12 protein-coding genes are annotated in these 24,278 nt (G+C 73.2%); 2 read left to right on the forward strand and 10 right to left on the reverse strand.

The annotated features are described in order from the left end of the window. Positions 1 to 85: 85 nt before the first annotated feature. The gene (locus ABNT58_RS16010; RefSeq protein ID WP_348754450.1) at positions 86 to 1,963 is read right to left on the reverse strand and encodes a hypothetical protein; all 1,878 of its coding nucleotides are present in this window, start codon (positions 1,961 to 1,963) and stop codon (positions 86 to 88) included. A 162-nt stretch (positions 1,964 to 2,125) separates the two neighbouring features. Between ABNT58_RS16010 and ABNT58_RS16015 the strand changes: the two genes are divergently transcribed. Next, complete coding sequence (locus ABNT58_RS16015; RefSeq protein ID WP_348754451.1) at positions 2,126 to 3,088, forward strand: LysR substrate-binding domain-containing protein; 963 nt, start codon at positions 2,126 to 2,128, stop codon at positions 3,086 to 3,088. A gap of 27 nt (positions 3,089 to 3,115) precedes the next feature. Here ABNT58_RS16015 and ABNT58_RS16020 read toward each other — a convergent pair whose 3' ends face one another. Then, complete coding sequence (locus ABNT58_RS16020) at positions 3,116 to 4,051, reverse strand: tripartite tricarboxylate transporter substrate binding protein (protein WP_348754452.1); 936 nt, start codon at positions 4,049 to 4,051, stop codon at positions 3,116 to 3,118. A gap of 298 nt (positions 4,052 to 4,349) precedes the next feature. On the opposite strand from ABNT58_RS16020, the gene ABNT58_RS16025 reads away from it, so the two are divergent. Next, positions 4,350 to 6,821 carry an FG-GAP-like repeat-containing protein gene (locus ABNT58_RS16025; RefSeq protein ID WP_348754453.1) on the forward strand — a complete coding sequence of 824 codons (2,472 nt, stop codon included), beginning with the start codon at positions 4,350 to 4,352 and terminating at the stop codon, positions 6,819 to 6,821. 61 nt (positions 6,822 to 6,882) lie between these two features. Here ABNT58_RS16025 and ABNT58_RS16030 read toward each other — a convergent pair whose 3' ends face one another. The 8 genes from ABNT58_RS16030 to ABNT58_RS16065 all read right to left on the reverse strand — a co-directional run bounded on the left by ABNT58_RS16030 (position 6,883) and on the right by ABNT58_RS16065 (position 24,077). Further along, positions 6,883 to 7,335 (reverse strand): hypothetical protein, encoded by a 453-nt coding sequence (locus tag ABNT58_RS16030; protein ID WP_348754454.1) that lies wholly within the window; start codon positions 7,333 to 7,335, stop codon positions 6,883 to 6,885. Positions 7,336 to 7,396: 61 nt separating this feature from the next. Then, on the reverse strand, positions 7,397 to 8,080 hold the full coding sequence (locus tag ABNT58_RS16035) for a hypothetical protein (protein ID WP_348754455.1): 684 nt from the start codon (positions 8,078 to 8,080) through the stop codon (positions 7,397 to 7,399). Then, a complete protein-coding gene (locus tag ABNT58_RS16040) occupies positions 8,067 to 9,749 on the reverse strand; it encodes a putative porin (RefSeq protein WP_348754456.1) in 1,683 nt (560 codons plus the stop codon). Before ABNT58_RS16040 ends, ABNT58_RS16035 begins: the two co-directional genes overlap by 14 nt. 50 nt (positions 9,750 to 9,799) lie before the next feature. Then, a complete protein-coding gene (locus ABNT58_RS16045) occupies positions 9,800 to 10,489 on the reverse strand; it encodes a TonB C-terminal domain-containing protein (protein ID WP_348754457.1) in 690 nt (229 codons plus the stop codon). Next, positions 10,486 to 10,887 carry a biopolymer transporter ExbD gene (locus ABNT58_RS16050; protein WP_348754458.1) on the reverse strand — a complete coding sequence of 134 codons (402 nt, stop codon included), beginning with the start codon at positions 10,885 to 10,887 and terminating at the stop codon, positions 10,486 to 10,488. The genes ABNT58_RS16045 and ABNT58_RS16050 overlap by 4 nt, the downstream gene beginning before the upstream one ends. Positions 10,888 to 10,897: 10 nt before the next feature. After that, on the reverse strand, positions 10,898 to 11,299 hold the full coding sequence (locus tag ABNT58_RS16055) for a biopolymer transporter ExbD (RefSeq protein ID WP_348754459.1): 402 nt from the start codon (positions 11,297 to 11,299) through the stop codon (positions 10,898 to 10,900). After that, positions 11,299 to 13,002: a DUF2341 domain-containing protein gene (locus ABNT58_RS16060; protein WP_348754460.1), complete on the reverse strand. Its 1,704-nt coding sequence runs from the start codon at positions 13,000 to 13,002 to the stop codon at positions 11,299 to 11,301. The genes ABNT58_RS16055 and ABNT58_RS16060 overlap by 1 nt, the downstream gene beginning before the upstream one ends. Before the next feature lie 32 nt (positions 13,003 to 13,034). Next, positions 13,035 to 24,077: a filamentous haemagglutinin family protein gene (locus tag ABNT58_RS16065; protein ID WP_348754461.1), complete on the reverse strand. Its 11,043-nt coding sequence runs from the start codon at positions 24,075 to 24,077 to the stop codon at positions 13,035 to 13,037. Between the last annotated feature and the right edge of the window lie 201 nt (positions 24,078 to 24,278).

Consider the following 24,278-nt stretch of genomic DNA (forward strand, 5'->3'; position numbering starts at 1 on the left):
CTGGTCATCCTCAGCCGCAGCGAGCCCTGGCTCTCGGCCCCGGCCAGGGCGGTGCGCCAGCACCTGGCCGAGGTGGCCCAGACCCTCATGCGCGCGCCGCCGTCGCCTTCGTCACGCGGGCCTTCAGGTCGGTGATCAGGTCCAGCAGCGTCTGCTGCCGGGCATTGGCCACCGTGCTGCCGGTGATGCTGGCGCGCAGCGCGTCCAGCTCGCCCTGGGTCTTGCTGTAGTCGCTCTTGCGCACCGACGAGAACATCGTCTTGCTGGCCGCCAGCAGCGCGCTGCGCTGCGTGGCGGCGGTGGCCGGCGTGGTGAAGTCGGCGTCCAGCAGCGCGCGGATGCCCTCGTCCACCTTCGACCACGACGACGACATCGGCACCAGGTCCTGCGTGGTCATCAGTGTGGCCACCAGCGCGGCGGCGGTGGTCACCTGGGCTGTGAACACCTCGGGCTTGAAGCGGTCCATGCCGGGGTAGAAGGCCTGGTAGCCCGAGCTGGGCCAGTCGCCGGTGACGTGCCACACCGGGTGGTTGCCCAGCGTTTCCAGGTGCGCCGCGAAGTTGCGGCCGAACCAGTTGTTCTGGGCCTGGCCGTTGATGCCGGGCCGCTCCTCGGCATTGACCTGTGCCCGCGGCAGGCCGGCGTACTTCACCGCCTCGATCGCCTTCTCGACGTTGACGTCGTTGCCGTGGGTGTTGATGTAGGTGGTCATCGCCCGGCCGGTGGCGCGGAACTCGTTGCCCACGTCGGCCATCTGCGCGCCGCCCACGTGCTCCACCGCCACGCCGCCGATCACCCACTTGGCCAGCTGGTCGTGGTTGTCCTCGACGAAGTCGTACGGATAGGTGCGCTCGGCGCCCGGCACGAAGTGGCGGGTGTCGAACACCACGAAGATGCTGCGCGGGCGCTGGGCCTGCGGAATCTGCGCGTAGTACTTGAGCACGCCGAGGATGCCCAGCGCGCCGGCATCCTGGATCAGCGCCGGCCCGTCCACGTGGGTGGCCATCATCACCGCGGTGTCCTTGTCGGTGCCGAAGTCCTTGCCCGGCAGCGTGGCCACCAGGGTGTAGGCCAGCGCATCGGTTTCCACCTGGGCATTGAGCTTGAGCGTGGCGGTCTTGCCGGCGCGGGCGTCTTCCACCACCTTGGCGCCGTTGACCTTGTCCAGCAGCACGCCCGGCACTTCATAGCGGTTGGGCGTGCCGTGCTGGCGGCCGCCCTGCGCAGCGCCGGGCGGCATGTCCATCACCACCACATGGCCCAGCGGCTTGTTGGTGGTGCTGCGGAAGAAGCTGTTGATGGTGGTGCCCATCTGCCCGTACTGGTGGCGGTTGCGGTAGCTCGCCTCATAGGTGGGGTCGACCGCGGTGAAGGGCGCCAGGAACTGGTCGTCGTTGGTGCGGAACTCGTAGTCGGTGTAGCCGGCGCTGCCGCCGGTGTAGGTGTAGGGCGCCTGCTTGACCACCACGATCTTGCCGGCCATCTGCGCGGCAGTGGGGCGGCTGGCGGCCGGCGCGCTCAGGTCCAGCAGGATCATCGGCGCGGTGACGCCGTTGGGCCCGGTGCTGCCCGACTGCGTGGCGTAGGAAGCCACGTCCACCGCCGTGCCGTCGGAGGTCAGCGACCAGCCGCTCTTGTCGGGGTATTCGGTGGTGTACCAGCGCTCGTACGGAAAGCGGGGGCGGGTGATGTGGGTGGCGCCGTATTCCTCCAGCCGCGCCTCGATGAAGGCCATGTACGACTTCCAGGCGGCCGAGCCGGTGTAGGTGGCGCCCCAGCCGGCTTTGGTCTGGAACCAGGTGGTCGATTCGGTGGGCGAGATCACCAGCGACTTGTCGATGGTGGCGATGCGGGCATCGACGGCGTTGGCGGTGTTGTCGTTGTCGGAGCTGCCATTGCAGGCAGCCAGCAGCGAAGCCAGGGCCAGGGCGCCGAAGCGCCAGGCAGCAGGGCGGATGGTCATCGGGAAGTCTCCATGAAAGAACCCGGCCTCTTGCCAACGGCGTCCCGAGGCATAGGGCGGGCGAATGTCTTTGCTTGCAAGCCGGCGCGATTCTGGGCAAACAGTGGCGGAAGGTCGAATTCGAATACAGTGCCTGCCATTCAAAATTCAAATGTCGCGGCCATGCCCAACAGCCCGAGCGTCACGCCGGCCGTGCTCCATGCGCGGCTGATGGCCCGCGCCCGCCTGCGGCACCTGCAGCTGCTGGTGCAGATCGCCGAGCTGTCCAGCCTGCAAAAGGCGGCCGAGGCCATCGGCATGAGCCAGCCCGGTGCCACCCATGCGCTGGCCGAGATGGAGTCCATCCTCGGCCACGCGCTGTTCGAGCGCCATTCCCGCGGCATGCGGCCCACGCCGCTGGGCCATGCCTTGCTGGCGCCGGTGCGCCTGGCGGTGCGGCAGATGCAGACCTGCGCCGAAACCGTGGCCTCGATGGGGGCCGGCGCGGCCGGCACGGTGCGCATCGGCAGCATCGGGGCGGGGCTGTCGGGTGTGCTGGCCCGGGTGGTGCCCTCCTTCAGCAGTGCGCAGCCCCATGTGGTGGTGGATGTGCAGACGGTGGCGGTGGACGACCTGCTGCAGCTGCTGGAGCATGGCCAGGTGGACCTGCTGTGCTGCCGCCAGCCGCCGCAGCTGCCGGCGGCCATGCGCTTTTTGCCGCTGGTGGAAGACGGCTATGTGGTGGTGTGCGGGCCGCAGCACCCGATGGCCGGGCGCCAGGGGGTCACGCTGGCCGAGCTGGCCACGCAGGTCTGGCTCACGCCGCCGCCCAGCGGCATTGCGGCGCGCGACTTTCACCAGCTGTTCGACCTGCTGGGCGTGCCGCCGCGCACCTGCTGGGTCAGTGGCCGGGCGCTGCTGCTCACGCTGGCCATGCTGCAGCAGCGTGAGCTGCTGTCGCTGATTCCGCGCAACACCGCCGTGCAACTGCTGGAAGCCGGCCTGCTGGCCGAAGTGCGTGTCGCGCCGGGCTTGTTGAAGGCGCTGCCGCCCGTGGGCCTGGTGGCCCCGGCCGACCTCAGCCGCTGCAGCGAGGCCACGCGCCGCTTCGTCGAGCATGCCCAGGCGGTGCTGGCAGCAGCCTGAGCGCGTGCCTGAGCCGCCGCGGGTGCCTCAGCGCTGCTGCATCCGTTGCCGGTACAACCCGATGTCGGCCAACACGGTGGCGGCAAAGCGCTGCTGCTGGGCCTCGTCGGGCACGTCGGACCCCAGCGCTTCCAGCCGCTGCTGCAGCGCCGGCCGTGCCAGCGCCGCCAGCAGCGCGGCCTGCAGCCGCTGGCGCGCAGGCGCCGGCGTGCTCGCGGCCACGAACCAGCCCGCCCAGCCCAGCAGGGGCGGCTGCCGGCCACCCGCCGGGCTGGGCAGCCACTCGCCCAGCCGCGCCAGCACCTTGAGCTGGCCACGCGCCACCAGCGGCGTGGCCACCGGCTCGGCCACCACCGCGATGTCCAGGTGGCCGCCGATGAGGTCGTTGACCAGCACCGAAGAGCCCTTGTAGGGCACACGCAGCAGCGGCAGCTGCAAGCGCCGTTCGATCAGCGGCAGCGCCAGGTGCTGCAGCGTCTCGGTGCCCGGATGCCCGGCCGACAGTGGCCGGCCCGCGCGCCGCGCCGCCGCGGGCAGCTCTTCCAGCGTGTGCGCCGCAAAGCCGGGCGCCGCCACCACCAGGAAGTCGGCCGAGCCCACCTGGCCCAGCGGCACCAGGTCGGTGGGCTGGAAGCCGGCCTGCGGCATCAGCAGCGGCGCCAGGATGACGGCATTGACGTTGCCCGCCAGCACCGTGCAGCCGTCGGCCGGCTGGCGCAGCACCTGCTGCACCGCCAACGCGCCGGAGGCGCCGCCCACGTTGCGCAGCACGAAGGTCTTGCCCGCTTCTTCGCCGGCCCCATCGGCCACCAGCCGCATCACCGCGTCCATCGAACCGCCGGCAGGGTAGGGCACCACCAGCGACACCACCGGCCCTTCGCAGGCCGGCGCCGGCAGCGCCGGGCCGGCCAGCAGGCCAGCGGCGGCCAGGCGCAGCGCGCAGATCAGGCGACAGGTGTTCACCGGACCATCGTGCCACGGGCCAGGGTCTTCGATGTCGCGGGTTCTACGCATGAGCAGGCGCCGCGGCCGGGCAGGCCAGAATGCCGCGCCTTTGCGAAGGGCGCCGCGTCCGGGAGGCGCGGGATCACGAACAACACTGGGAGTGGAGATGGGTGAGGGAAGGAGCGGCGCGGGGCGCCGAAAGACCGGCGCTTGGCTGGTGGCAGTCGCGGTGTGGGCCCTGGCGGCCTGCGGCGGAGGTGGCGGAGGTAGTGGAGGCGGCGGCGCGGGCGAAGGCTCAGGCCCTGCCAGCGGGCCGATGGCTGGCGCCGACTACTACCCGCTCAACGTCGGCGACCGTTGGCTTTTTGAGGATGGCGAAGGCGTCACCACCCAGGTGGACGTCACCGGCACGCAGCCGGTGGAAGGCGGCACGGCGCTGGTGGTGGCCACCCAGGGTGGCGGCGACCTGCCCGGCACCACGCTGTACCTGAAGTCGGCCGCTGGCGTGCAGGTGCTGGCCGATGCCGGCAACGACCCGGCGCTGGCCGCGTTGGGCCGCATCACGCTGCTGCGCCTGCCGCTGGTGGACGGCGACCGTTGGGTCATCGCCGACCAGACGCTGGCCGGCCTGCTGGACCTGGACGACGACGGCCAACCCGACACCGTGACCTTGCGCATGGAAGGCGCCGTGCTGGGCTTCGAGACGGTGGAGGAGGCCGGCCGCCGCTACCCTCAGTCGGCCCATGTGCAGACGGTGGTGCGGCAGACGGTGCAACTCAGCAGCACCGGCCGCAGCGTGTCCAGCACGCTCACTTCCGACGACTGGTACGCGCCCAACGTGGGCCCGGTGCGCAGCCGCTTGAGCACCAGCGGGCCTGGCGGCAGCACCAGCAGCCTCAGTCGCGTCACCGGCTGGCGCGTGGCGGGGCAGCGCAGCAGCGGCACCGCGCCCGCCATCACCCAACGCGTGCCGGCCGCCGGAGCCACGGTCTACGGTGCCTTCGTGCAGCCCCAGCTGGCCTTCGACCGCCCGATGGACACCGGCGTCGAGGCCGATCGCATCGTGACCCTGACCGGCCCGGACGGGCAGGCGGTGCCCTTGAGGGGCTACTGGAACGACGGCGGGCGCACGCTCTCCATCGCACACACCTTTGCGCTGCCCAGCGGCCGCTACACCGCCCGCGTCACTGCAGCGGCGGTGGACCTGCTCGGCAACCCGGTGGACGAGACCAGCTGGACCTTCGACATCGATGCCAGTGCGCCGCAGGCCACGCTGGTGTCGCCGACCGCCGGCGATCCCGAGCTGCCGCTGGACAGCGTCTTCGTGCTGCAGCTGGACGACGACCCGGACCCGGCCTCGGTGAACGACAGCAACGTGACGCTGGGCGATGGCATCGGTCGGGTCGATGCCACGCTCAATCTCTCGGGTCGCACGATCACGCTGCGACCCAAGGCGCCGCTGCGCACCGGCGCCCGCTACACGCTGGCGGTCAACTACCTGGCCGATCGGCACGGCAATGTCGGGCAGACGCAGTACTGGCAATTCACGGCCGATCCCGGGCGCTTTGCGGCACCGCAGACCTTGCTGGCAGCCAGCACCGGCCAGGCCGTGGCCATCGGCGACGTGGACGGCGACGGCCGTGCCGATGCCTTGTTCGCCACGGGCTACGACGCGTCCAGCGACGCCGCTTCGTTCAAGCTGGTGGTGCGGCGCGGGCTGGGCCAGGGCCGCTTCGCGGACGAGCAGCGCTACACGACGATCGCCGACTACACGAGCCAGATCCATTCGATGGCCGTGGCCGACCTGGATGGCAACGGCCGCCAGGCCGTGGTGCTGGCCGCCTCGGGCCGGGGCCTGCAGGTCTTCCGCCAGCAGGCCGATGGCACGCTGGCCAGCAGCCAGGTGATCGACACCCTGGACAGCTACATCGTGCGCGTGGCCGACATGAACGGCGATGGCCGCCCCGACCTGGTGAGCGCGCCTTTCCTCGGCAGCAGCGTGTCGGTCTGGCTGCAGGGCGCGGACGGTCGCTTTGGCGCAGCCACCAGCGTCAGCCTGTCGGTGAGGTCGTTCGGTGACCTGGCGGTGGGCGACGTGGACGGCGATGACCGCCCCGACATCCTGGCGACCAGCGAATCGTTCCACGGACCGCTGGGCGTCGTGCTGCGCACGCCGGTCGGCGGCTACGCCAGTGCCTGGTACCCCGGCACCTTGCCGTCAGGCACCTGGGTGGACGGCCTGACCATCGGTGATGTGAACGGTGACGGGCGGGCCGACGTGGTGCTGATGCAAACCTTCAACCAGCGCGTGACCGTGCTCGCGCAGGCGCCAGGCGGCGGCTTTGCCGCGCCGGTGGCCATGGCCAGCATCGGCAACCCGGCCCACGGCAAGGTGGCGGACCTGGATGGCGATGGCCGCAACGACCTGCTGGTGTGGAGCTGGGGTGGCTACCCCCTCGGTGTGTACCGGCAGCGCGGCGACGGCCAGTTCGGGGCGCTGGAAACCTGGCCGTTGAAGGACTACGGCAGCAGTGCGCCCGACGCGCTGGCGATCGGCGACCTGGACGGCGATGGCCGGCCCGACGTGCTGCATGGCACGGCCTGGTTGCGCCAGCGGCCGGTGCTGCGGGAAGAGCCGGTGGCGGTCACCCCGCTGGCAGCAGCGCAAGCGCGGGCCATGGCGGCCGCATCGGTACGGAGCGCGGCGCAGCCTGTGGCCAGCGGCTCGGGTGTCAGCCTGCAGCAGCGGCTGTCACGCCTGCTGCGCGGCAGCGCCGGGTCGCGCTGAAGGGCGTCGTCCGGGGCAGCGGGCCGGGGCAGGGCCCGTCCCGCCATGTCGCCCGGCGGCCTCAGGCCTGGTCGGCGCCTTCGGCCTGCTCGGCCTTCGGCCGGCCGGTCTTCAGGCTGGGCACGCGGTCCAGCGCGGTCAGGAAGGCTTCGTCGGACAGGGCGGCCAGCGCGGCGATGCCAGCGCGCAGCAGCTCGCTCTTCTTCACGTGGCGGTGCAGCACGGTGCCGCGCTGCTTGAGCTGCGCCAGCAGCTCGTACTCGGCCTTGGGCATGGTGAAGCTGTCGCGCACCAGCTTGGTCTTGGCCTTGGGCACTTCGGGCGTGGCCGGCGCGGCGGGGGCCGCCGGCTTGTCCGACTTCTTCTTGGCCGCCGCCTTCACCTTGCCGGCCTTGGGGGCCACGGGCTGGGCGGGCGCTGCCGGTGCCGCCGCTTCGGCGGGGGCCTGGGCCGCGGGCTGGGCGGCCAGCTCGGCGGCGATGGTGGACTTGCGTTGACGGGTGACCTTGGTCATGCTGCTTTCTTGAACGAGGTATACGGTATAAACAGTTTATACCGAATGCCTGTCGCGCGCGTCAACGGGCCGCCGGCAGCCGCAGGGCATCGGCCTGGGTACGCAGCTCTTCGGCCTGGTTCTCGATGCGCACCTGCGTCAGTCCCAGCAGCGGGTCGCCTTGCAGCGCCGCCTCGGTGGGCGTCTTGGCGCGGTAGCGCTCCACCGCCTGCAGCGCCAGTGCATGCAGCTGGCGGTTCTTGTCCTCGGCGTTGGCCAGCGCACGGGTGGCGCGTTCCAGCAGCTGGGTCACGCTGGCGTTGGCGCGCCGGCTCTCTTCGAGCTGCGCCTGCAGCGCGGCCTGCTGCGTGGCGGCCTCGCGCTGGCGCTGCGCGGCGGCCGTGGCGTCGGCCTCACGTTCGCTGCGCTGCCGTTCGGCCTGCGCCTGCTGCTCGGCGCGCAGCGCGGCCAGCTGCTGCTGCAGGCTGCGCAGCTGGGCCTGCAGGCCGTCGCGCGCCTGCTGCGCGGCCTGGGCCTGCGCGGCGGCGGCTTCCTTGTCGCGTTGCAGGCCGCTGCGTTCGGCCTGGGCGGCGGCCAGTTCGCGCCGCGTGTCGTTGAGCGCGGCCTGCGCGCGGCGCAGGGCTTCGCGTTCGCGGCTGTTGTTGTCCTGCGCGGCGGCGGGCAGCACACAGGCCGCCGACAAGGCCAGCACCCCCAGGCAGGTCGGCCAGCCCCGGCCCCGGGCGGAAAGGTCAGAAGCGCGCATTGAGGTCCACCTGCAGGGTGTCGAGCTTGTAGGGCGCATTGCTCAGGTACAGGCTGCCGTCATCCAGGTTGCGGGTGCTGGTCCAGCGCAGGCCCACGCTGGCGTTGCGGTCGAACGCGTAATGGCCGCCCAGGGTCCAGCCCTTGTAGTTGGTGCCGCCGCCGTTCCAGGTGGTGTCGGTGAAGGCGTCGAGCCAGGCGTCGCGCTCGAACTTGCGCATCGCCACGAAGGCCTGCCAGTCGCCACGGTTGGCCAGGCGTTCATGGCCGGCCAGCAGGCGCAGCTGCAGGCCGGTGGTCTTGTCGGCCAGCTGCAGCTCGGGCAAGCCGGCGCGGCGGCGGATGTCGGCCAGGTCGAAGGCGCTGTTCTTCACCCAGTCCAGCGTCAGGCCCACCTGCAGCGGATCAAAGTGCTTGAAGGTCACGCCGGTGGTCAGGTTCACCGGCCGGAACTTCGAGGCCAGGCCCCACACCGGGCTGGCGGTGCTGGTGGGGTCGTTGAGGTTGATCAGCGTGTTGCCCTTCTGCCGGGCCGAGGCGGGGTACTGGCTGCTCTGGTAGGCCACGGTGCCGGCCCGCGGGCCGGTGGGCGGCGGCTCGCTGGCCTGCACGCCGGCCACATGGCGGAAGTCGTACACCGCCAGGCCCACGCGCCATTGCATGTACGAGCCCAGCGCCGCATCGGCGCCCAGCTGCAGGCCGTAGAGCCACTTGTCCTTGCTGTCCACCGCCAGCTCTTCCAGCGGAAAGGCGCCGGCCGTGGCAAAGGCGAACACGCCGCTGCCCAGGTTGGTTTCGCCCTGCACGGCCACGCCGTCGAAGTTCAGGTCGTCAGGCCACAGCAGGTCGCTGCCGTAGAAGGGGTTGGGCATGCGACCGCCGATGAAGCGCAGGTTGTGCCGCGGCTCCCAGCGCAGCCAGGCGCGGTCCAGCACCACGCTGTACTTGTTGAAGTGGCTGCCCAGCGTCTGCGAGGTGGAGGTGGGCCCACTGAGGTTGCCGGTGCTGATGCGGATGGCCGTGCGCGTGTCTTCCGACAGCTTGGCATTGACGCCGAAGCGCGCGCGCAGCGTCAGGCGGTTGCGGTCTTCGGTGGTGTTGGTCAGGTCGGGCGCCCAGGCCGGGCCATTGGTCTGCGCGCGATAGAACTCGGCCGGCAGGTTGTCGCCCGCGAATCGGTCGGTCTGCCAGCGCAGCCGCACATCGCCCTCGAAGCCGATGGCCTTGACCCAGGCCGGCACCTGGCGTGAATCGGCCCAGCCTTCTTCACGCGCCTGCTGCAGCACGTCGAGCTTGATCTCCTCGCGCATCTGCTGGCGCAGCGTCTCGGGCACGTAGGGGATGCGCACCACGTTGCCGCGGGCAGCGCCTTCAGCGCCGGCTGCGGCCAGCGGCGTGCCCCAGCCGCCGGCCGGTGCGGCCGCATGGGCGCTGGCGGCGCCGCCCTGGGCCTGGCGCAGCAGCGCATCGGCGCGCTCGCGGCTGAGCAGGCCCTGGCCCACCAGGGCTTCGATCAGGGCGGTGGTGGTGGCGCGCAGCTTTTCCAGCTCGGCCCGGTCATCCGATTGGGCGCTGGCCGGCAGCGTGGCGCCGGCCAGCATCGCGGCCGTCAGCGTGGACACGAACGTGCGCAACAGCGGGCGTCGGTGGGTGGCGGGAGTGGGTCTCATGGTCTGGGGTCGGTGCTGGAAAGTGGGGGCGCGGTGCGGCGGTGCAGGCATCAGGCCGGCCGCAGCGTGAGGCGAAAGCGCATGGGCTGCGGCACATCGGGCGGCGGTGGCAGCTTCAGCTCGCGGGTGGCTTCGGCCACCGCGCTGCGCAGATCGGCATCAGCGGCCGGCTGGCCGCTGGGCGTCAGCTCGAAGCGGCGGATGGCACCGCTGGGCGCGATCCACAGCTGCACCTCGGCGCTGGCCTGGGTGGTCTCGCCCTTCAAGTGCCGCTCGATCGCGTCGCGCAGCAGCTGGCGCGCGGCCTGGGCATAAAAGCGTTCTTCGGCGCGCGTAGAACGGGTGCCGCCGCCGCCATTGCCGGTGCCGGTGATCAGCGGGCCGGGCGGCACGCCTTCCTTGGTCACCTCGCCGCCCTGCAGGCCGCCGGGTGCATTGCCGGTCGGGCCTTCCTCGCGCACCTGCTGCGGCTGCGGCGGCTTGACGTCGGGCTGCGGCACCGGCTGCGGCCGGGCCTGTGCCTCCTTGGGCTCGGGGCGCTTTTCTTCCTTGGGCGGCGGTGGGGGCGGGGGCGGCGTGTCGGGCAGCAGCGCGATGCGCGCCACCTGCCGCTGCGGCGCCGGTGCGCTGCCGGCCAGGCCGCGCAGCCACCACACCAGGGCGCCGGCCACCAGCACCACCAGCACCACGCCGATCCAGGTGCGCGAGCGGGGCGCGTCGTCGGGCATCACCGCGCTCATGTGCCGAACCTGCCGGTGATGAAGGCCATGTTCACGCCCAGCCGGTTGCACAGGTCCACCACGGCGATCACGCCGCCGTACTGGGCGCCGGTCTCGCCCTTGATGGCGACCGACATCTGCGCATCGCGGGCCTTGGCGGCCTGCAGCCGCGGCTCCAGCTCGGCCAGCGTGACCGGGGCGCCGTTGGCCAGCAGCGCGCCGCCTTGCATCACCTGCAGCACGATCAGCTCATGCTGCTCCTTGGCGGGCTGGTTGCTGGGCTTGGGCACGCTGATGGTCAGGCCCTGCACCGAGGCGGTGGTCATCAGGATGAACACCACCAGCAGCACATAGGCCAGGTCCAGCATCGGCGTCACGTTGATGGTGTCGTAGGGCTTGGCGTCGGTGTTGACTTGCATGGCCGGTCCTTCACTTGGCGCGCGTGGTCACCAGGCCGATCTCGGCGATGTCCAGGCGCTTGGCGATGTCCAGCACCTGCACCACCACGTCGTACTGCGCGGCGGTGTCGCCCTTGAGCACCACCGGCAGCGCCGGGTTGGCGGCCTTGTAGTCGGCCAGGCGGTTGCGCAGCTCGTCCAGCGTCACCGGGTAGGCGTCGAGGAACAGTGCCCCGTCGGCGGTGACGGTGATGGCCCGCGTCTGCGGCTTGGCCAGGTTGTTCTGCGCCGTGGTGGTGGGCGAGTTCACTTTCACGCCCTGCACCGAGGCGGTGGTCAGGATGATGAAGGTGACCAGCAGCACATACGCCAGGTCCAGCATCGGCGTGATGTTGATGTCGTCGTAGGGCTGGTTGTCGGCGCGCACGTCCATCAGCGTGCTCCGTACAGCTCGGCCACGCGGGTGATGAACTCGTCGACGAAGATCTGCATGTCGGCCGAGATGTTCTTGATGCGCGCGGCCAGGTAGTTGTAGCCAAACAGCGCCGGGATCGCGACGCCCAGGCCGGCCACCGTGGCCAGCAGCGCGGCCGCGATGCCGGGGGCGATGGCATTGACGTTGACGTCACCGGCCGCGGCGATGGCCGCGAAGGTGATCATCACGCCCACCACCGTGCCCAGCAGGCCCAGGAAGGGGCCGCCCGAGATGGCGATGGTCAGCAGCACCATCTGGGCATTCAGGCGGTGGCTCTCGCGCACCAGGTCGGCATCGACCGCGGCCTTGACCGCGTCCAGCGAAGCGCCCGACAGCGGCGGCGCGCCGGCCACGCCCACGTTGCGCTTGGCCAGCTCGCGCACGCCGGCCTGATACAGGCGCGACAGCGGCGCCGAAGCAGTGGCCGCGCCCTTGGCGTCCAGGGTCAGCAGGTCGTGCGTGGCACCGCGAAAGCGCTGCAGGAAGTGGCGGTTGGCCTTGTCGTCACGGCCCACCATCACCGCCTTGGCCACCATCACCCAGGCGGCCACCACGAACATCACCGCCAGGATGCCGATGACCACCCAGGCATCGACCGTGAGGTTGGACACCAGGATGCCGATGTAGCCGTGGCTCTGGCCTTCGGCGGCTTCGCCGCTGTCGCGGGTGGTGGCCAGCAGCCTGGCTTCGGCGCTTTGCGAGGCGGCGGCCAGCTGCAGCCAGGCCGGGCTGCGGGCCACCGACGAGACCTGCACTTCGTCCACCACGCCGCGCAGGCCTTCACCCACGCGCAGCTCGCCTTCGATCAGCGGCGTGGCCACCTCGGCCTTGGCCACCGGCGCGCCGTTGACATAGAGCTGGGCCTGGCCGTTGCCCACGGTCAGCGCCACCTGCGTCCAGGCGGTGGGCGCCACCTCGCCACCGGCCAGGCGGGTGCTGCCCACGCGTGCGGCCAGCTGGCCGCCGTCCAGCGTCAGCGACAGCGGGCCCCAGGCCAGCAGCGTGCCGCGGGCCACTTCGTCCGAGCGCAGCCACAGCGACACCGTGGTGGCGCCACCGGCTGCGATGCGCATCTGCGGCTGCGCCGGCCACACCAGCGGCTGGCCGGCCAGGCGGGCGCCGCCGGCCAGCAGCGCATTGAGCTCGGGCGTCACCGGCTCGCTGGCCTTCAGGCGGCCGTCGTGGCTGGCGCCGGCGTTGTCACGGCCGTCGAAGTGCACCGCCGCCAGCGTGGCCGCGTCAAAGCCGGTGCCGCTGTCGGCCGCGGCCGGCGCACCGGTGTTGCCGGCATAGGCATACACGGTGTTCTTGTCGCTGCCCGGCAGCACCTGCGGCACCTGCACCCACACCACGGCCAGTTCGTTGGCCGGGTCCCAGCGCTCGATGCGGTAGGACAGCGGCGTCTTGTCGTCGCCGGCCACGAAGCGCAGGTCGCTGCCGTCTTCCTTGGCGGCAAGGAAGTCGAAGTTGCCGCTGTGCAGCCGCACCGCCAGCGGCAGCGCGGACACGCTCTCCTGCGTGGTCACGCCCTGGGCGCTGGTGTTGAGCACGATGCGGGTGCGTTGGGTCCAGTCCTTGTTCCACCAGGCGCTGGCCGCCAGCGGCAGCGCGGCGGCCAGCAGGCCGATGACGAGGGGGCGGAGCGTGCGTGCGAGTGGCATGGGGGCGCAATGCAAGAAGGCGAAAGGAAGGCTCAGCTCGGGTCGTCGCCGAAGCCGAGGAAGTCGAGGAACACGATGCGGCGCGGGCCGGTGGCGCGCTGGGCGGCGCCGTCCAGTGCCGAGGTGGCGGCATTGCCCGCGGCGGTGACGGCCTGGCCCAGCGGCGCCAGTGCCGTGGTGGTGCCGCCGGTGAGGGCGGGCGGCGGCGCGCCGATGGAGGCGCCTGACACGGCCAGGTTGTCGGCCCCCACGAAGCGCACCGCGCCGAAGAAGGCATTGCCGCGCGAGACGATGCCGGCGTCGCCCGCATTGATCTCGCCGCGCGGCGCATACAGGTCCAGCGTGCTGTCGGCATTGAGCACCGCGATGCCGCTGCCGGTGAAGGAGCCCGAGGTGTCCACCACCAGGTTGCCGTTGCTGTCCAGCCGCAGCACCGGCGCCGGGGCGCCGGTCACGGTCTTGGCGCCGCGGCCGGCGTCGATGTTGCCGTCGGACGACCACAGCAGCACGTTGCCCTGCTTGAGCGTGAACACGCGCGACTGGTTGACCTCGAAGTGGCTGGCCGTGGCCGCGAAGATGCTGCCGCCGTCCACCGTCACGATGCCCAGCTGCGAAGGCGGCTTGCCGGCCCCGCTGCCCGAGACCAGCTCGCCCGCGTTCACCGCGCCGCCGGGGGCCAGCAGCGTGATGTCGGCCTGCTGCAGCGTGCGGATCTGACTGGTGGGCAGGCGGATGTCGCCCGCCGCCCGAGCGCCCGGGAACAGGGTTTCCAGCGCCAGGTAGCCGGCGGCATAGGCCGCTTCACGCGGCTCGTCGGCCAGGCTGGCGGCCTGGCGGCCGGCGTTGCGCAACTCGGTGGCCAGCACCTGGCGCAGCCAGGGCAGTTGCCGCTCCACCGGCAGGGCCGCAAAGCCTTCCAGCGCGGCCGCCAGAGAGGCCGGCGCATGGCCGCCGATGCGGGCCATGTACTGCTGCAGCCCGGCCGCATACGGGTTGCCGGACCGCGCCGCCTGCGTGGCGACGAAGGCGGCGCGGTCGGCGGCCGGCCGCGCCTCGAAGGCCAGCAGCAGCAGGCCGCGCGCCACCTGGGCCTGCAAGGCCGTGCCTGCGCTGCCCAGCGCGCTGCGGGCCTGATCGGTGCTCAGGTCGCGCCAGGCCGGCACGGTGCGCAGCACGCGGGCCAGCGCGGCGTCCTGCTGCGGGCCCAGCAGGGCCTGGGCCTGCGCCAGTTGCTGCGCGGCCGGCAGCGCATCGAAGGCAGCGGCCTCGGTGGCGCCGCCCAGCCAGGCCTGCAGTGCGCCCGGCTGCGCCAGCAGGCCCGAGACGCCCAGCGCCGCAAAACCGCTGGCCAGCGCCTGCTGGGTGTCGCCCGGCTGCCAGCCGGCCACGATGGTCAGGTCAGCCGCCCGCGCCGGCAGCAGCGTGCTGCTGCGCTGGTTGCCGCTGGCCACCAGGCCGCTGGTGTTACCCAGGTCCACCTGGCGGCCGGCCAGCAGCAGCGCATCGCCGGGGCCGGCGATCTCGATGCCGTTGACCCCGCTCACCGCGCCGCCCACGATGTCGCGCCCAGCCTGCAGCAGGCTCCCTTCGCTCACCGGCAGCCACAGCGCACGGCCGTCGTCGCCGATGCCGGCATAGCGCTGGTCCTGGTGCTGCGCGGTGATCAGGCTGCTGGCGCCGGGCAGGCGCAGGTCTTCGCCGGCCACCAGGCGCAGCGGCCGGGCCGATGTGAGGTTGCTGCCCACGGTCAGGTCGCCCTCGGCCGCCACCAGGTGCACCGGATCGCGGCTGCTGCGGTCCAGGCCGCCGCCATCGTTGAAGGCATTCAGACGCAGCTGCTCGGCCAGGGTGAGCGGCTCTTGCAGGGTGGGCAGCGCGTCGCTGCGGGTGGCGTTGACCGTCACCGCCTGGCCCAGCGTCAGGTCCTGGCCGGCCAGCAGCGCCAGCGCGCCGTCGGCGCCCGGTTGCTGCAGCAGGGGGCCGCGCACGTCCACGCTGCCGTGCGGCGCTGCCATGCGCAGCCAGGCCGGCACCAGGCTGCCCAGCAGCGCGGCGTCCGGGCTCACCGAGCCGGACTCGGTCTGCTGCGCATCGCCGTCGTAGCGCACATCCCCGGCGGTGCTCAGCAGGTCCAGCCGCGCCAGCGGCGCAGTGTCGGCGATCACCTGGTTGCTGGCATTGGCCAGCGACGGGAAGGTGAGGTGCTCGGCCCGCACGCTGGCCACGCGCAGGTCGCCGCGCGCCTGCACCGCCACCTGCGTGCTGCCATGCACCAGCTGCGGCGCCAGTGCGGCGCCGCCGGTGCTGGCCACGATGTCGCGGCCGGCCTGCAGCAGCAGGCTGCTGCCGCTGGCGTACAGCAGACCACCGGCGATGTCGCGGCCGGCCTGCAGCTCCACCGAGCCGCCGCCGTACCGCGCGCCGCTGCGGCCGTCGTGCGACACCCAGCCGCTGCTGGCGGCGGCGGCATTCAGGTCCAGGCTGTCGCGGCCGGCATGCACGTTCACGTCGCCGCCGCCGAAGGTGGCGAGGCCGCCGTCGAACAGGTCGTAGCGCGACCACCAGACACCTCGGCTGTCGATGCTGCCGCGCCACCACCAGCGGTTGATGGCGGCATCGGCACGGGCCAGCGGCTGGCCGATCACATCCTGGCCGGCGTTGACGCTGATGGCACCGCCGCCTTGCAGGAAGGGATCGACGAAGCCCTGCTCATTGGCCGCGGGCACCAGGCCGCTGAAGGCATCGAGCAGCGGCGCACCTTCGCCGCCCGCGCTGGGCAGGCCGGTGGTGTAGACGGCGCTGCGGGCATCGGCCAGCGTCACGTCGCGGGCCGCGGCCAGCGTGATGCTGCCGGTGGTGCTGCGCACCAGCACGCCATCGGGCGCCGCGCTGCCGCCGATGGTCAGGCTGCCGGTGGCGGTGCTGCGCAGCGTGGCATCGCTGTGCGCGGCGGCCAGGTCGGCACCCGCCACCAGCCGGATGGCGCCGGCCGAGCCGGGCTCGGGCAGCCATTCACGCTCGCCGCTGAACGCGTCCAGGGCCGCGAAGCCGCTGTGCAGCGACTGTGCGATGACCAGGTCTTGCGCCGCACGCAGCGTGACGGCGGCGCCGCCCACGCGCACGGGGCCGCTGGCGTTCTGGCCGACGGTGGGCACGGCCAGCTGCCAGGGCGTGGACAAGGTGAGCGTGCTGTCCGAGCGCACTTCCACCCCGGCGCGCACGGTCACGCTGGCGCCAACCGGCAGCCGGTCGCCGAACAGGCGCGTGGCGATGGCCGTGGCGCGTGCCTGCGTGGCAAAGGCATCGCTGTCGGCATTGATCGAGGCCACGCCGATCTGCGGCGTGGGCGCGGGCGGCAGGGCCGGGCCTGGCGCTGGGCTCGGGCCCGGCGCCGGCGTGCCGCCCGAGCCCGGGCTGGGCGCGGGGCTGGGCTCTGGCGAGGGGCTCGGCGCAGGCGTGGGCGTCGGTGCTGGCGTGGGCGCCGGCGGTGGCGCGGGGATGGGCGGCGGTGGCGGCGGCGCGGGCTGCGTGCTGGGCTCCAGCGGCGGCGTCGGCGGCACCTGGTCCCCCGTGGTCGGGCCGTTGCCAGGTGATGCAGCCAGCGCGCGGGCACGGCCGCCACCTTCGGCCGGCGAGGCCACGGCCAGCGCACGCACGTCGGCAAAGCGGCTGCTCAGCGAGGCCACGGTGGGCAAGGGCGGCGCCGGCGGTACCTGGTCGCCGGTCGTCGGGCCGTTGCCAGGCGAAGGGCCGGCCGGCGGCGCCGGTGGTGGCGGTGGCGGCGCAGGCGTGCCCGGCGGCGGCGGCTCGGCCGGCGGTGGGGGCGGAGGAGGCGGCGGCGGGGGCGGCGGCGGGGGAGGAGGAGGCGGCGGCGGCGGAGGAGGGGGCGGCGGCACCGGCGTCTCGCCGCCAGGGTTCTCGCTGCCCGGATCTTCACCCCCCGGCTCGCCATCGGGCGGCGGCGGGGCGGGCGGTTCCTGGCCGGGCGTGAAGCCCTCGATCAGCTCCTGGCCGTTGTAGACCTTGACGGCTTCCACCTCGGCGCGACCCAGGCCCAGCAGCGTGCTGCCGACGGCGGCGATGGCCACGTCCTGGGTGTCGCCGTCCACGATGCGCGGCGCACGCAGTTCCAGCACACCCGCGCTGGCTTGCGGGCCACCGGGGCGCAGGTCGATGGTCGCGCCTTCTTGCAGGCGCAGCCAGCCGTCGCGCGTGCTCAGGCTGATGCGGCTTTCGCCCACCAGGCTGCGGCTGCTCAGCAGCGCGCCGCTGCGCAGCAGCAGGTCCTGCCCGGCCGACAGTTCGATGCTGGCCGGGGCGCTGCGCCCGCTGGCCACCAGCTGCCCGTCGATCACCAGCGCGCCGGCATCGGCGGCCAGTGCCAGCTGGCGGGCCGAGAGCTGGCTGCCGGCGGCCAGCGTCAGGTCGCCCTGGCGCTGGCGCAGTGCGATGCGCTCGGCGAAGTTGTCGCCGCCGCCCAGCGTCGTCGCCAGCGCGGCCAGGTCCAGGCTTTGGCCGGCGTCGATGGCCAGGCTGCCGCCGCGGGCGTTGGCGCCCGTGGCACGGGCCTGCAGCGCACCTTCCACGCGCACCTGGCCTTGCGGCGCCACCAGCTCGATGCGGCCCGCATGGCCTTCGCCCACCGCGCTGGCGTCCAGCAGCGAGCCGGCGGCCAGCCGCACATCACCCGTCTGGCTGCCCAGTGCGATGCGGCCGCCCGGCAGGTCCACCGTGCTGCCGTCGAGCGTGCTGCGCAGGCCGGTGGCCTGCACCGTGGCGCCGGCTTGCAGGGCCAGGTCGCCCACGGCCTGCAGGCTCACTTCGCCCACCGGCGCGGTGATCTGCCCGGCATGCACCAGGCGGCTGCCGGCGGCAAAGGCCAGGCGGCCGCCCGCGCCTGCGGCGGGCAGCGTGCTGGCCGGCACGCCGGCGGCGGTGGGCGCCAGCGCCTCGATGCTCAGGTCGCCGGCGGCGCGCCAGTCGGCCTCACCCGCCAAGGCGGTCTGCACCCGCTGCGATTGCAGCGTCAGGTCGCCGCGGGTGCTCAGGCCGCCGATGCCTTCGGCCTGGATCACGCCGCCGCTGGCCAGCACGGTGCTGGCGGCGTCCACGCCCACGCTGCCGTCGCCCAGCGCCAGCAGGCGCTCGGCCTGCAGGCGCAGCGTGCCGGTGGGCGCGGGTCGGGGTTGCAGCCCCAGGGCCGTGGGCCGCTGGTCGAGGTTGGCCACCACGCCGGTGGTGTTGGCCAGTCTCAACTCGGCGGCCTGCAAGGTGGCGCCCGCGGCGTCCAGCGTCTTCAGCTCGGGCGTGTCCAGCGTCAGCGATTGCAGGGCCGCACCGCCGAGGCTGGCACCGGCGCCTGCACCGCCACCTGCACCTGCGCCAAAGTCGATCGACGAATAGCTGCGCAACGACAGCTGCTGCGTGCCCGACAGCGCGGCCGCCAACGCCGGGTTCAGCTGCAGCGCCTGCCCGTCGAAGGCGGCGTCGTTGCCGCTCACACCCAGCTGGATGCGGCCGGCGCCCACGGTGATGTTCGCGGCCTGCGGTTGCAGGCCGGCGGCCACCCTCGTGCTGGCGGTGGCGTCCAGCAGCAGGCTGCCGCCCGCGGCCGACAGCCGCACGCCTTCGCCGATGTCCAGCGTGCCGGTCTGGCGCTCGGCGCCGCTGCGCAGCACCTGCGCATCGGCCGAGGCACTGGCGCGCAGCAGCGCGCCGTCGCCGGTCACCCGGTAGTCGCGGGCCGGGGTGCCGGTGCCGGTGCTGGTGCCAGCGCCAGCGCTGGGGACCGCGCTGGCCAGCAGGCCGACGCCGCTGCCCAGGCGCAGCTGGCCGGTGGCGGCCAGCAGCAGGTCGCCGGCCTGCAGTACGGAAGCGGTGTCGGCCAGCGCATTGAAGCTCAACTCACGCGCGGTGACGGTGAGCAGGTCGGCAGTGGCGCCAGGCCGGGCGCCCAGCACCAGGGTCTGCGCCCCCAGGGCATTGAGCTGGGCCACCGACAGCGACAGCACGCCGGCCTGGGCCGAAGGCGCGCCGATGGCCATGCGATCGGCCGTGATGAAGGCCTGGCCACCGAGCGCGCCGGCCGTGGCCGCATCGGCGCCGAAGCGCGCCGTGCCTGCCAGCGAAGCCTGCTGCGCGGCCAGCACCAGCGTGCCACCATCGGCGGGCAGCGGCGGGCGCGGCTGGTCGGCGGCCTGCGCCGCCTGGGTGTAGAACTTCGTGGCCGTGGTCTCGCGCACTTCCGACGACAGCCGGGCCTTGTCCGAAGGCGTGATGCGCCAGGTGCTGGACAGCGCATCGCGCAGCGCGGTGCCGGCGCTGCCGGTCACCGCACCCACCAGGCTGCTGCCATCGGCCTGGGCCAGGTGGGTGCCGAACTGCAGCGGCGTCCCGCCCGTCTGCGGCTTGACCAGGAAGGCCCCCGGCAGCAGCGCATAACGCGCCGGCAGCAGCGTGTAGGCGCCTTCGGGCAGCGGGCCGCCGGGGCCGATGATGAGCTGCCGGCCGGCGGTGGGCGCGGTGCCGGCCCAGGTGGCGTCCAGCGGTGCGCCGTTGCGCACCGTCGGCACGATGGCATAGGCGCCATCGGTGCCGGCGAACACGTCGGTCGAGCCGCCCGGGCCGGGCACGAACAGGTAGCTCAGCACCTCGCCGCCGCCCGACAGGTCGAGCACCGCGTTGCGCTGCACGTCCACCGCGCCGGCGGTGGATTCGAGCGTGATCTGCTTGGTCGGCAGGCTGCCGGTGGCATGGCCGTCGCCATCGGGCAGCAGCAGGCCGGCCGCCGACACCGACGTGATGCTGTCAGGCGCCAGCGTGAGCCGGCCGCTGGCCTGCAGCGTGATCTGGCCCAGCGGCGCGCGCAGGAGGCCGGCCTGCTCGATCTCACCCGCGCGGATGGTGAGGCTGCCGCGCGAGGCCAGTGGCGCCTGCACGGCGGCGTCATCGCCCGCGGCGATGCGCACCACGCGGTTGCCCGCGTCGATGACAAAGCGGCTGTCGGTGGACGGGTAGATCTGGTCGGCCTGCAGCCGCAGGTCGGCCGCGGTATTGAAGGCCCCGCTGCGACCGCTGACGCCCAGCAGCTCCACGAGGCGCAGGTCGCCCTGGCTGCGCAGGGCTATGCCGCCGAAGCCCTGGGTGGCCACCGCGCCTTCCAGCGACAGCTGGCTGCCGGCCTGCACCAGCAGCTGGCCCGTGCCGCTGCTGGCCACCGGCGCCGGCCGGGTGTTGGTGCCGGCGGTCACCGGCGCCTGGGTGTTGGCCAGGGTGAGGGTGGCGGCGCTGAGTTGCACGCTGCCGGTGGCGGTCGTGTCGCTGCCGTAGCGCAGGGCCGGCGTGTCCAGCCGCAGGCTGCGCACCGGCGCCAGCGTCACGCCTTCGTCCAGGCGGATGGCGTCGCGCGAGCTCAGGCTCAGGTCGGCCACGCCGGTGGCCGCCAGCCAGTCGGCGCCCACCCGGGTCTGGCCGGTGAGGTCGCGCGGCGCGGCCAGGTCGGCCGGCTGCAGCCCGGCGGTGGTGGTGGCGCTCTCGCGGCTGATGCGCAGCTCACGCTCAGCGGCCAGCGTGGTGAGCACGCGGCTGCCGGGCACGCTGGTCAGGGTGATGGACAGGCTGCCACCGGCCGCGCTCGGGTCGCCGCCACGCGCCGAGAAGCTGCCTTCCAGCTGCAGGTCGCGGCTGGCGCGCACGGTCAGGCTGCCGCCATTGCTGGCCACGGTTTGCCGCTGCACCACGGTGGCACCCGCGGTCTGGCGGCTCACGTCCAGCGTGCCCACGGTGCCATCGGCGCGCAGCTGCGCACCCTGCTGCAGCACCAGGCTGGTGGGCGCGGCGGTGGCCGCGTCCAGCGTGATGCGGCCGCCGTCCTGCACCGTGCCCTGGCGCAGGCCGTTGGCCGAGGGCGTGAGCACGGTGCTGCCGCTGACGTCGATCACGCTGCGGCCGCCCAGCCACAGGTACTGCGCGTTGTCGTAGTCCTGCTGCTCCTGCGTGCCGCCGCGGGTCAGCCGCAGCGTGACGCTGCCGCCCGCGGCGCGGATCTCGCCGTCCATCGTCAGGCGGGTGTTGGCCTGCAGCTGCGCGGTGGCGCCGGCGGCCAGCGACAGGCCGGCGCCCGCGCCCACGGTCAAAGCGCCACCACCGGAAGCCAGCGACACGTTCACCGGTGCCGGCAGTGGCGCCAGCGCGCCCGCGGGTGCGGTCACGTAGGCATCGAGCGCGCTGCCGGTGGCTGCGTCGCGCAAGCCGGGCGCCGCCATCCAGGCCTCCAGCCGCGGCGCGACCACGGTGCCGGCGGCCAGGTCCACGAACTCGCGGCCGTCCAGGCTGTAACTGGCAAAGCCGCCGCGCGAGAAGAAGCCCGCGTCCAGCGTCGTGCTGGCCGCCGGGCTGCCCGCTGCAGCGTTGCCGATGCGGATGCTGTCGGTGCTGATGGACAGGCTGCCCGGGCGGCTCAGTGCATGGCCGCTCAGGCTCCCGCCCAGCAGCAGGTTGGCGCCGCCGGACACGTCGGCGCTGCCGCTGGCCAGGCTGATGCTGCCGCCGCTGCCGCCCTGCACGCCGTTGGCGGTGACCACCGCGCCGCCATCCACGTCGATGCTGCTGCCGGCCTGCAGCAGCACGCCGCGGCGCGACTGCAGCGTGACGCTGCCGCCGTTGATCGTGCTGCGGGCCAGCGGGCCATCGTTGCGCTCGTTCAGCACCCGGCCCGACACGTCGATGCCGCGGCCGGCCGCCAGCGTCACGTCGCCGCCGGCCAGCGTCTGCGCCTTCACGCTGCCGGCGCGGGCCGCCACGTTGGCACCGATCAGCACGCCGCCGTCGCGCGAGGCCACCTGCAGGCTGCCGCGGTCGGGCAGCGCCAGCTCGCCTTCGATGCGCACGTCGCTGTTGCTGGCCAGCGTGAGCTGGCCGAAGCCACCGGCCATCACCGTGCCGGCGGCCACGCGCGAGTCGGTGCCCAGCGCGGCCTGTTGCGGGTCGAGCCAGAAGCCCTCGCCCAGGCTGCCGGCCTGTGCGCCCAGCCGCAGGGTGCCGGCCACCACCGCGCCGGCATAGCTGCTGCCGCCAAAGGGCTGCGCGTTCTGCAGCGTGCCCACGGCCAGGCTGCCGAGGGCGGCCATCGCGTCCAGGCCGCTGCGCTGGCGGTCGCCGACCACGGTGTGGCCGGCCAACTGGCCGTCCAGCACCACGGTGGGGGCCACCACGCTGAGCTTGCCCGCCGACTGGCCATCCACATAGCCCAGCGCCTTTTCAGCCGGCAGGGTATTGCCGTAGGCAGTGCGCACGCCCCAGCGGTCGTACAGCGGCTTGGGCGTGCCCTTGTCGTTGATGGTGCGTTCGTACACCCGGTCCTTGGGGGCCGTGTTCAGCGTGTACAGGCTGCCGTCCTCGGCCACCAGGCGGGTGGGGGTGACCATGGCCTCGGCATAGGCCACCTGGCCGCCCGACACATCGATGCGCGCCCGCTCATGCATCACCACCGCGCCTTCGGCCCGCAGGTCCACGCTGCCACCGGTGGACAGGCGTTCTTCGGCGCTGCGCTGCACGGCATTGCGGTAGCTGTCCAGCTCGCCCAGGATGGGCGAGTCCACCGCATCGAGCTTGTCGCGGATGTCCAGCGTGACGCGGTTGCGCGAGAGCACGCCCTCCTTCTGAAGCGGCGCGTCCTTCAGGTCGTTGGCGCCCAGGAGTTCGGTGGTGACGAAGTTGCGCGCCGCGCTCACCACCGTGCTGGTGGTGCCGGCCACGTCGATCGTGGCGCCATCGGCCAGGCTGATGCGTGCCGTGGGGTCGTTGGCGGTGAAGGCCCGGCTGGTCAGCCGGTCGGCCCGGTAGTCGGGCGTGCCGGCCCGCAGCGTGACGCTGGCGCCCGGCGCCTGGATCAGCGCGCCCGCGGCCAGCGTGATGTCGTGGCCGGCCAGCGCCATGCGCGAAGGCACGAAGGTGGCATTGCCGTCCGACGTGGGCGCGGCGCCAGTGGCCGGCACGTCGGGCGTGATCTCGATGCGGCTGCCGCTGCCCAGCACCAGCGAACCGGCGCGCTGCGCGCGCTTGTACAGGTCCGACCCGGCTTCATAGAAGTTCTCGGTGCCGGCCGGGCCCACCTGCGTGCCGCCCTGCGCCAGCAGCAGCACCGAGCCGTTCTGCGACACGCTGGTGGTGGCGCTGATGCGGCCCAACTGGTTGACCGCCAGGCCCACCAGCGTGGTGTTGCCGCGCGGCGTGCTGATGCTGCCGCCGGCCAGGTTGGCCACCGAGCCGTCGCGGCCCGCAGCAGCGCCCACTTCCACCAGCAGACCTTGCACCGCCGGCACGTTGGGGTTGACCTCGGAGGCATAGATGGCCTCGCTGGTGGGCAGCTTCAGGTACACCTCGCCACCGCCGGCCAGCACCGTCTGCCCGCCGGGGGTGGAGATGCTGCCGGCGTTGTCCACCCGCTTGGCGAACAGGAACACGCGGCCGCCCTCGGCGGTGCGGATCTCGGCGCCCGCGTCCACCCGCACGAAGTTGCGGCTGTCGATGAAGTCCTCGGGCGCGCCGTCGTAACGGAAGGCCGGGCCGCGGCCCAGCGTGCGGCTGGTCAGGCCGTCCAGGAAGTCGGCATCGGCCACGTTCAGGGTGCTGGTGATCAGCGCGCCCACGTCCACCCGCGCGCCCTGGCCAAACACCACGCCGTTGGGGTTGATCAGCCATACCTGGCCGTTGGACTTGAGCGCGCCCTGGATCACGCTGGGCGACAGGCCGCCGATGCGGTTGAGCGCCGCCGCGTTGGCATCGGGCATGCGGAACTCGACGCTGGCCGCGCTGCCGATGTCGAAGCGGTTCCAGTTGTAGATGGCGCGGTTGCCGCTTTGGTTGATGAGCAGGCTGTTGGGCTGGCCGGTCGGGCGGCTGAGCACCGGCGCCACGCTGCCGGTGTAGCGCTGCACCCATTGCGCGGCCGGGCTGGGCAGCGCGGTGGGCGCCGGCTGGGCCAGCACCGACTGCAGCGGCCACACGGCCACCAGGGCCGCGGCTAGCGGGCTCAGGTGGGCAGACAGGCGGCGGCGGGACAGTTGGCGGGCCATGGGGTGCAGCAGATGGAAAGCGTGGAGGGGAGGGCGCGGTGCGGGCTCAGAACTGCGTCAGCAGCCGCACATGCAGCCGGGCGCCGCCGTCGGGCGTGGCGCTGGTGCGCTTGTGGGGCCAGGCCACATCGAGCTCGGCCTGCGTGGTGGTGGCCAGCTTCAGCCGCAGGCCCAGGCCGCTGCCCAGCAGCGGCACCCGGC

Origin of the sequence: uncultured Aquincola sp. (genome assembly GCF_964001545.1) — a bacterium.
Classification (GTDB): domain Bacteria; phylum Pseudomonadota; class Gammaproteobacteria; order Burkholderiales; family Burkholderiaceae_C; genus Aquincola.

Bases quoted from the DNA above. Each gene is read 5' to 3' on its own strand.
- ABNT58_RS16010 (WP_348754450.1), bottom strand. From the start codon at position 1,963: ATGACCATCCGCCCTGCTGCCTGGCGCTTCGGCGCCCTGGCCCTGGCT.
- ABNT58_RS16015 (WP_348754451.1), top strand. From the start codon at position 2,126: ATGCCCAACAGCCCGAGCGTCACGCCGGCCGTGCTCCATGCGCGGCTG.
- ABNT58_RS16025 (WP_348754453.1), top strand. From the start codon at position 4,350: ATGGCTGGCGCCGACTACTACCCGCTCAACGTCGGCGACCGTTGGCTT.
- ABNT58_RS16030 (WP_348754454.1), bottom strand. From the start codon at position 7,335: ATGACCAAGGTCACCCGTCAACGCAAGTCCACCATCGCCGCCGAGCTG.
- ABNT58_RS16035 (WP_348754455.1), bottom strand. From the start codon at position 8,080: ATGCGCGCTTCTGACCTTTCCGCCCGGGGCCGGGGCTGGCCGACCTGC.
- ABNT58_RS16040 (WP_348754456.1), bottom strand. From the start codon at position 9,749: ATGAGACCCACTCCCGCCACCCACCGACGCCCGCTGTTGCGCACGTTC.
- ABNT58_RS16045 (WP_348754457.1), bottom strand. From the start codon at position 10,489: ATGAGCGCGGTGATGCCCGACGACGCGCCCCGCTCGCGCACCTGGATC.
- ABNT58_RS16050 (WP_348754458.1), bottom strand. From the start codon at position 10,887: ATGCAAGTCAACACCGACGCCAAGCCCTACGACACCATCAACGTGACG.
- ABNT58_RS16055 (WP_348754459.1), bottom strand. From the start codon at position 11,299: ATGGACGTGCGCGCCGACAACCAGCCCTACGACGACATCAACATCACG.
- ABNT58_RS16060 (WP_348754460.1), bottom strand. From the start codon at position 13,002: ATGCCACTCGCACGCACGCTCCGCCCCCTCGTCATCGGCCTGCTGGCC.
- ABNT58_RS16065 (WP_348754461.1), bottom strand. From the start codon at position 24,077: ATGGCCCGCCAACTGTCCCGCCGCCGCCTGTCTGCCCACCTGAGCCCG.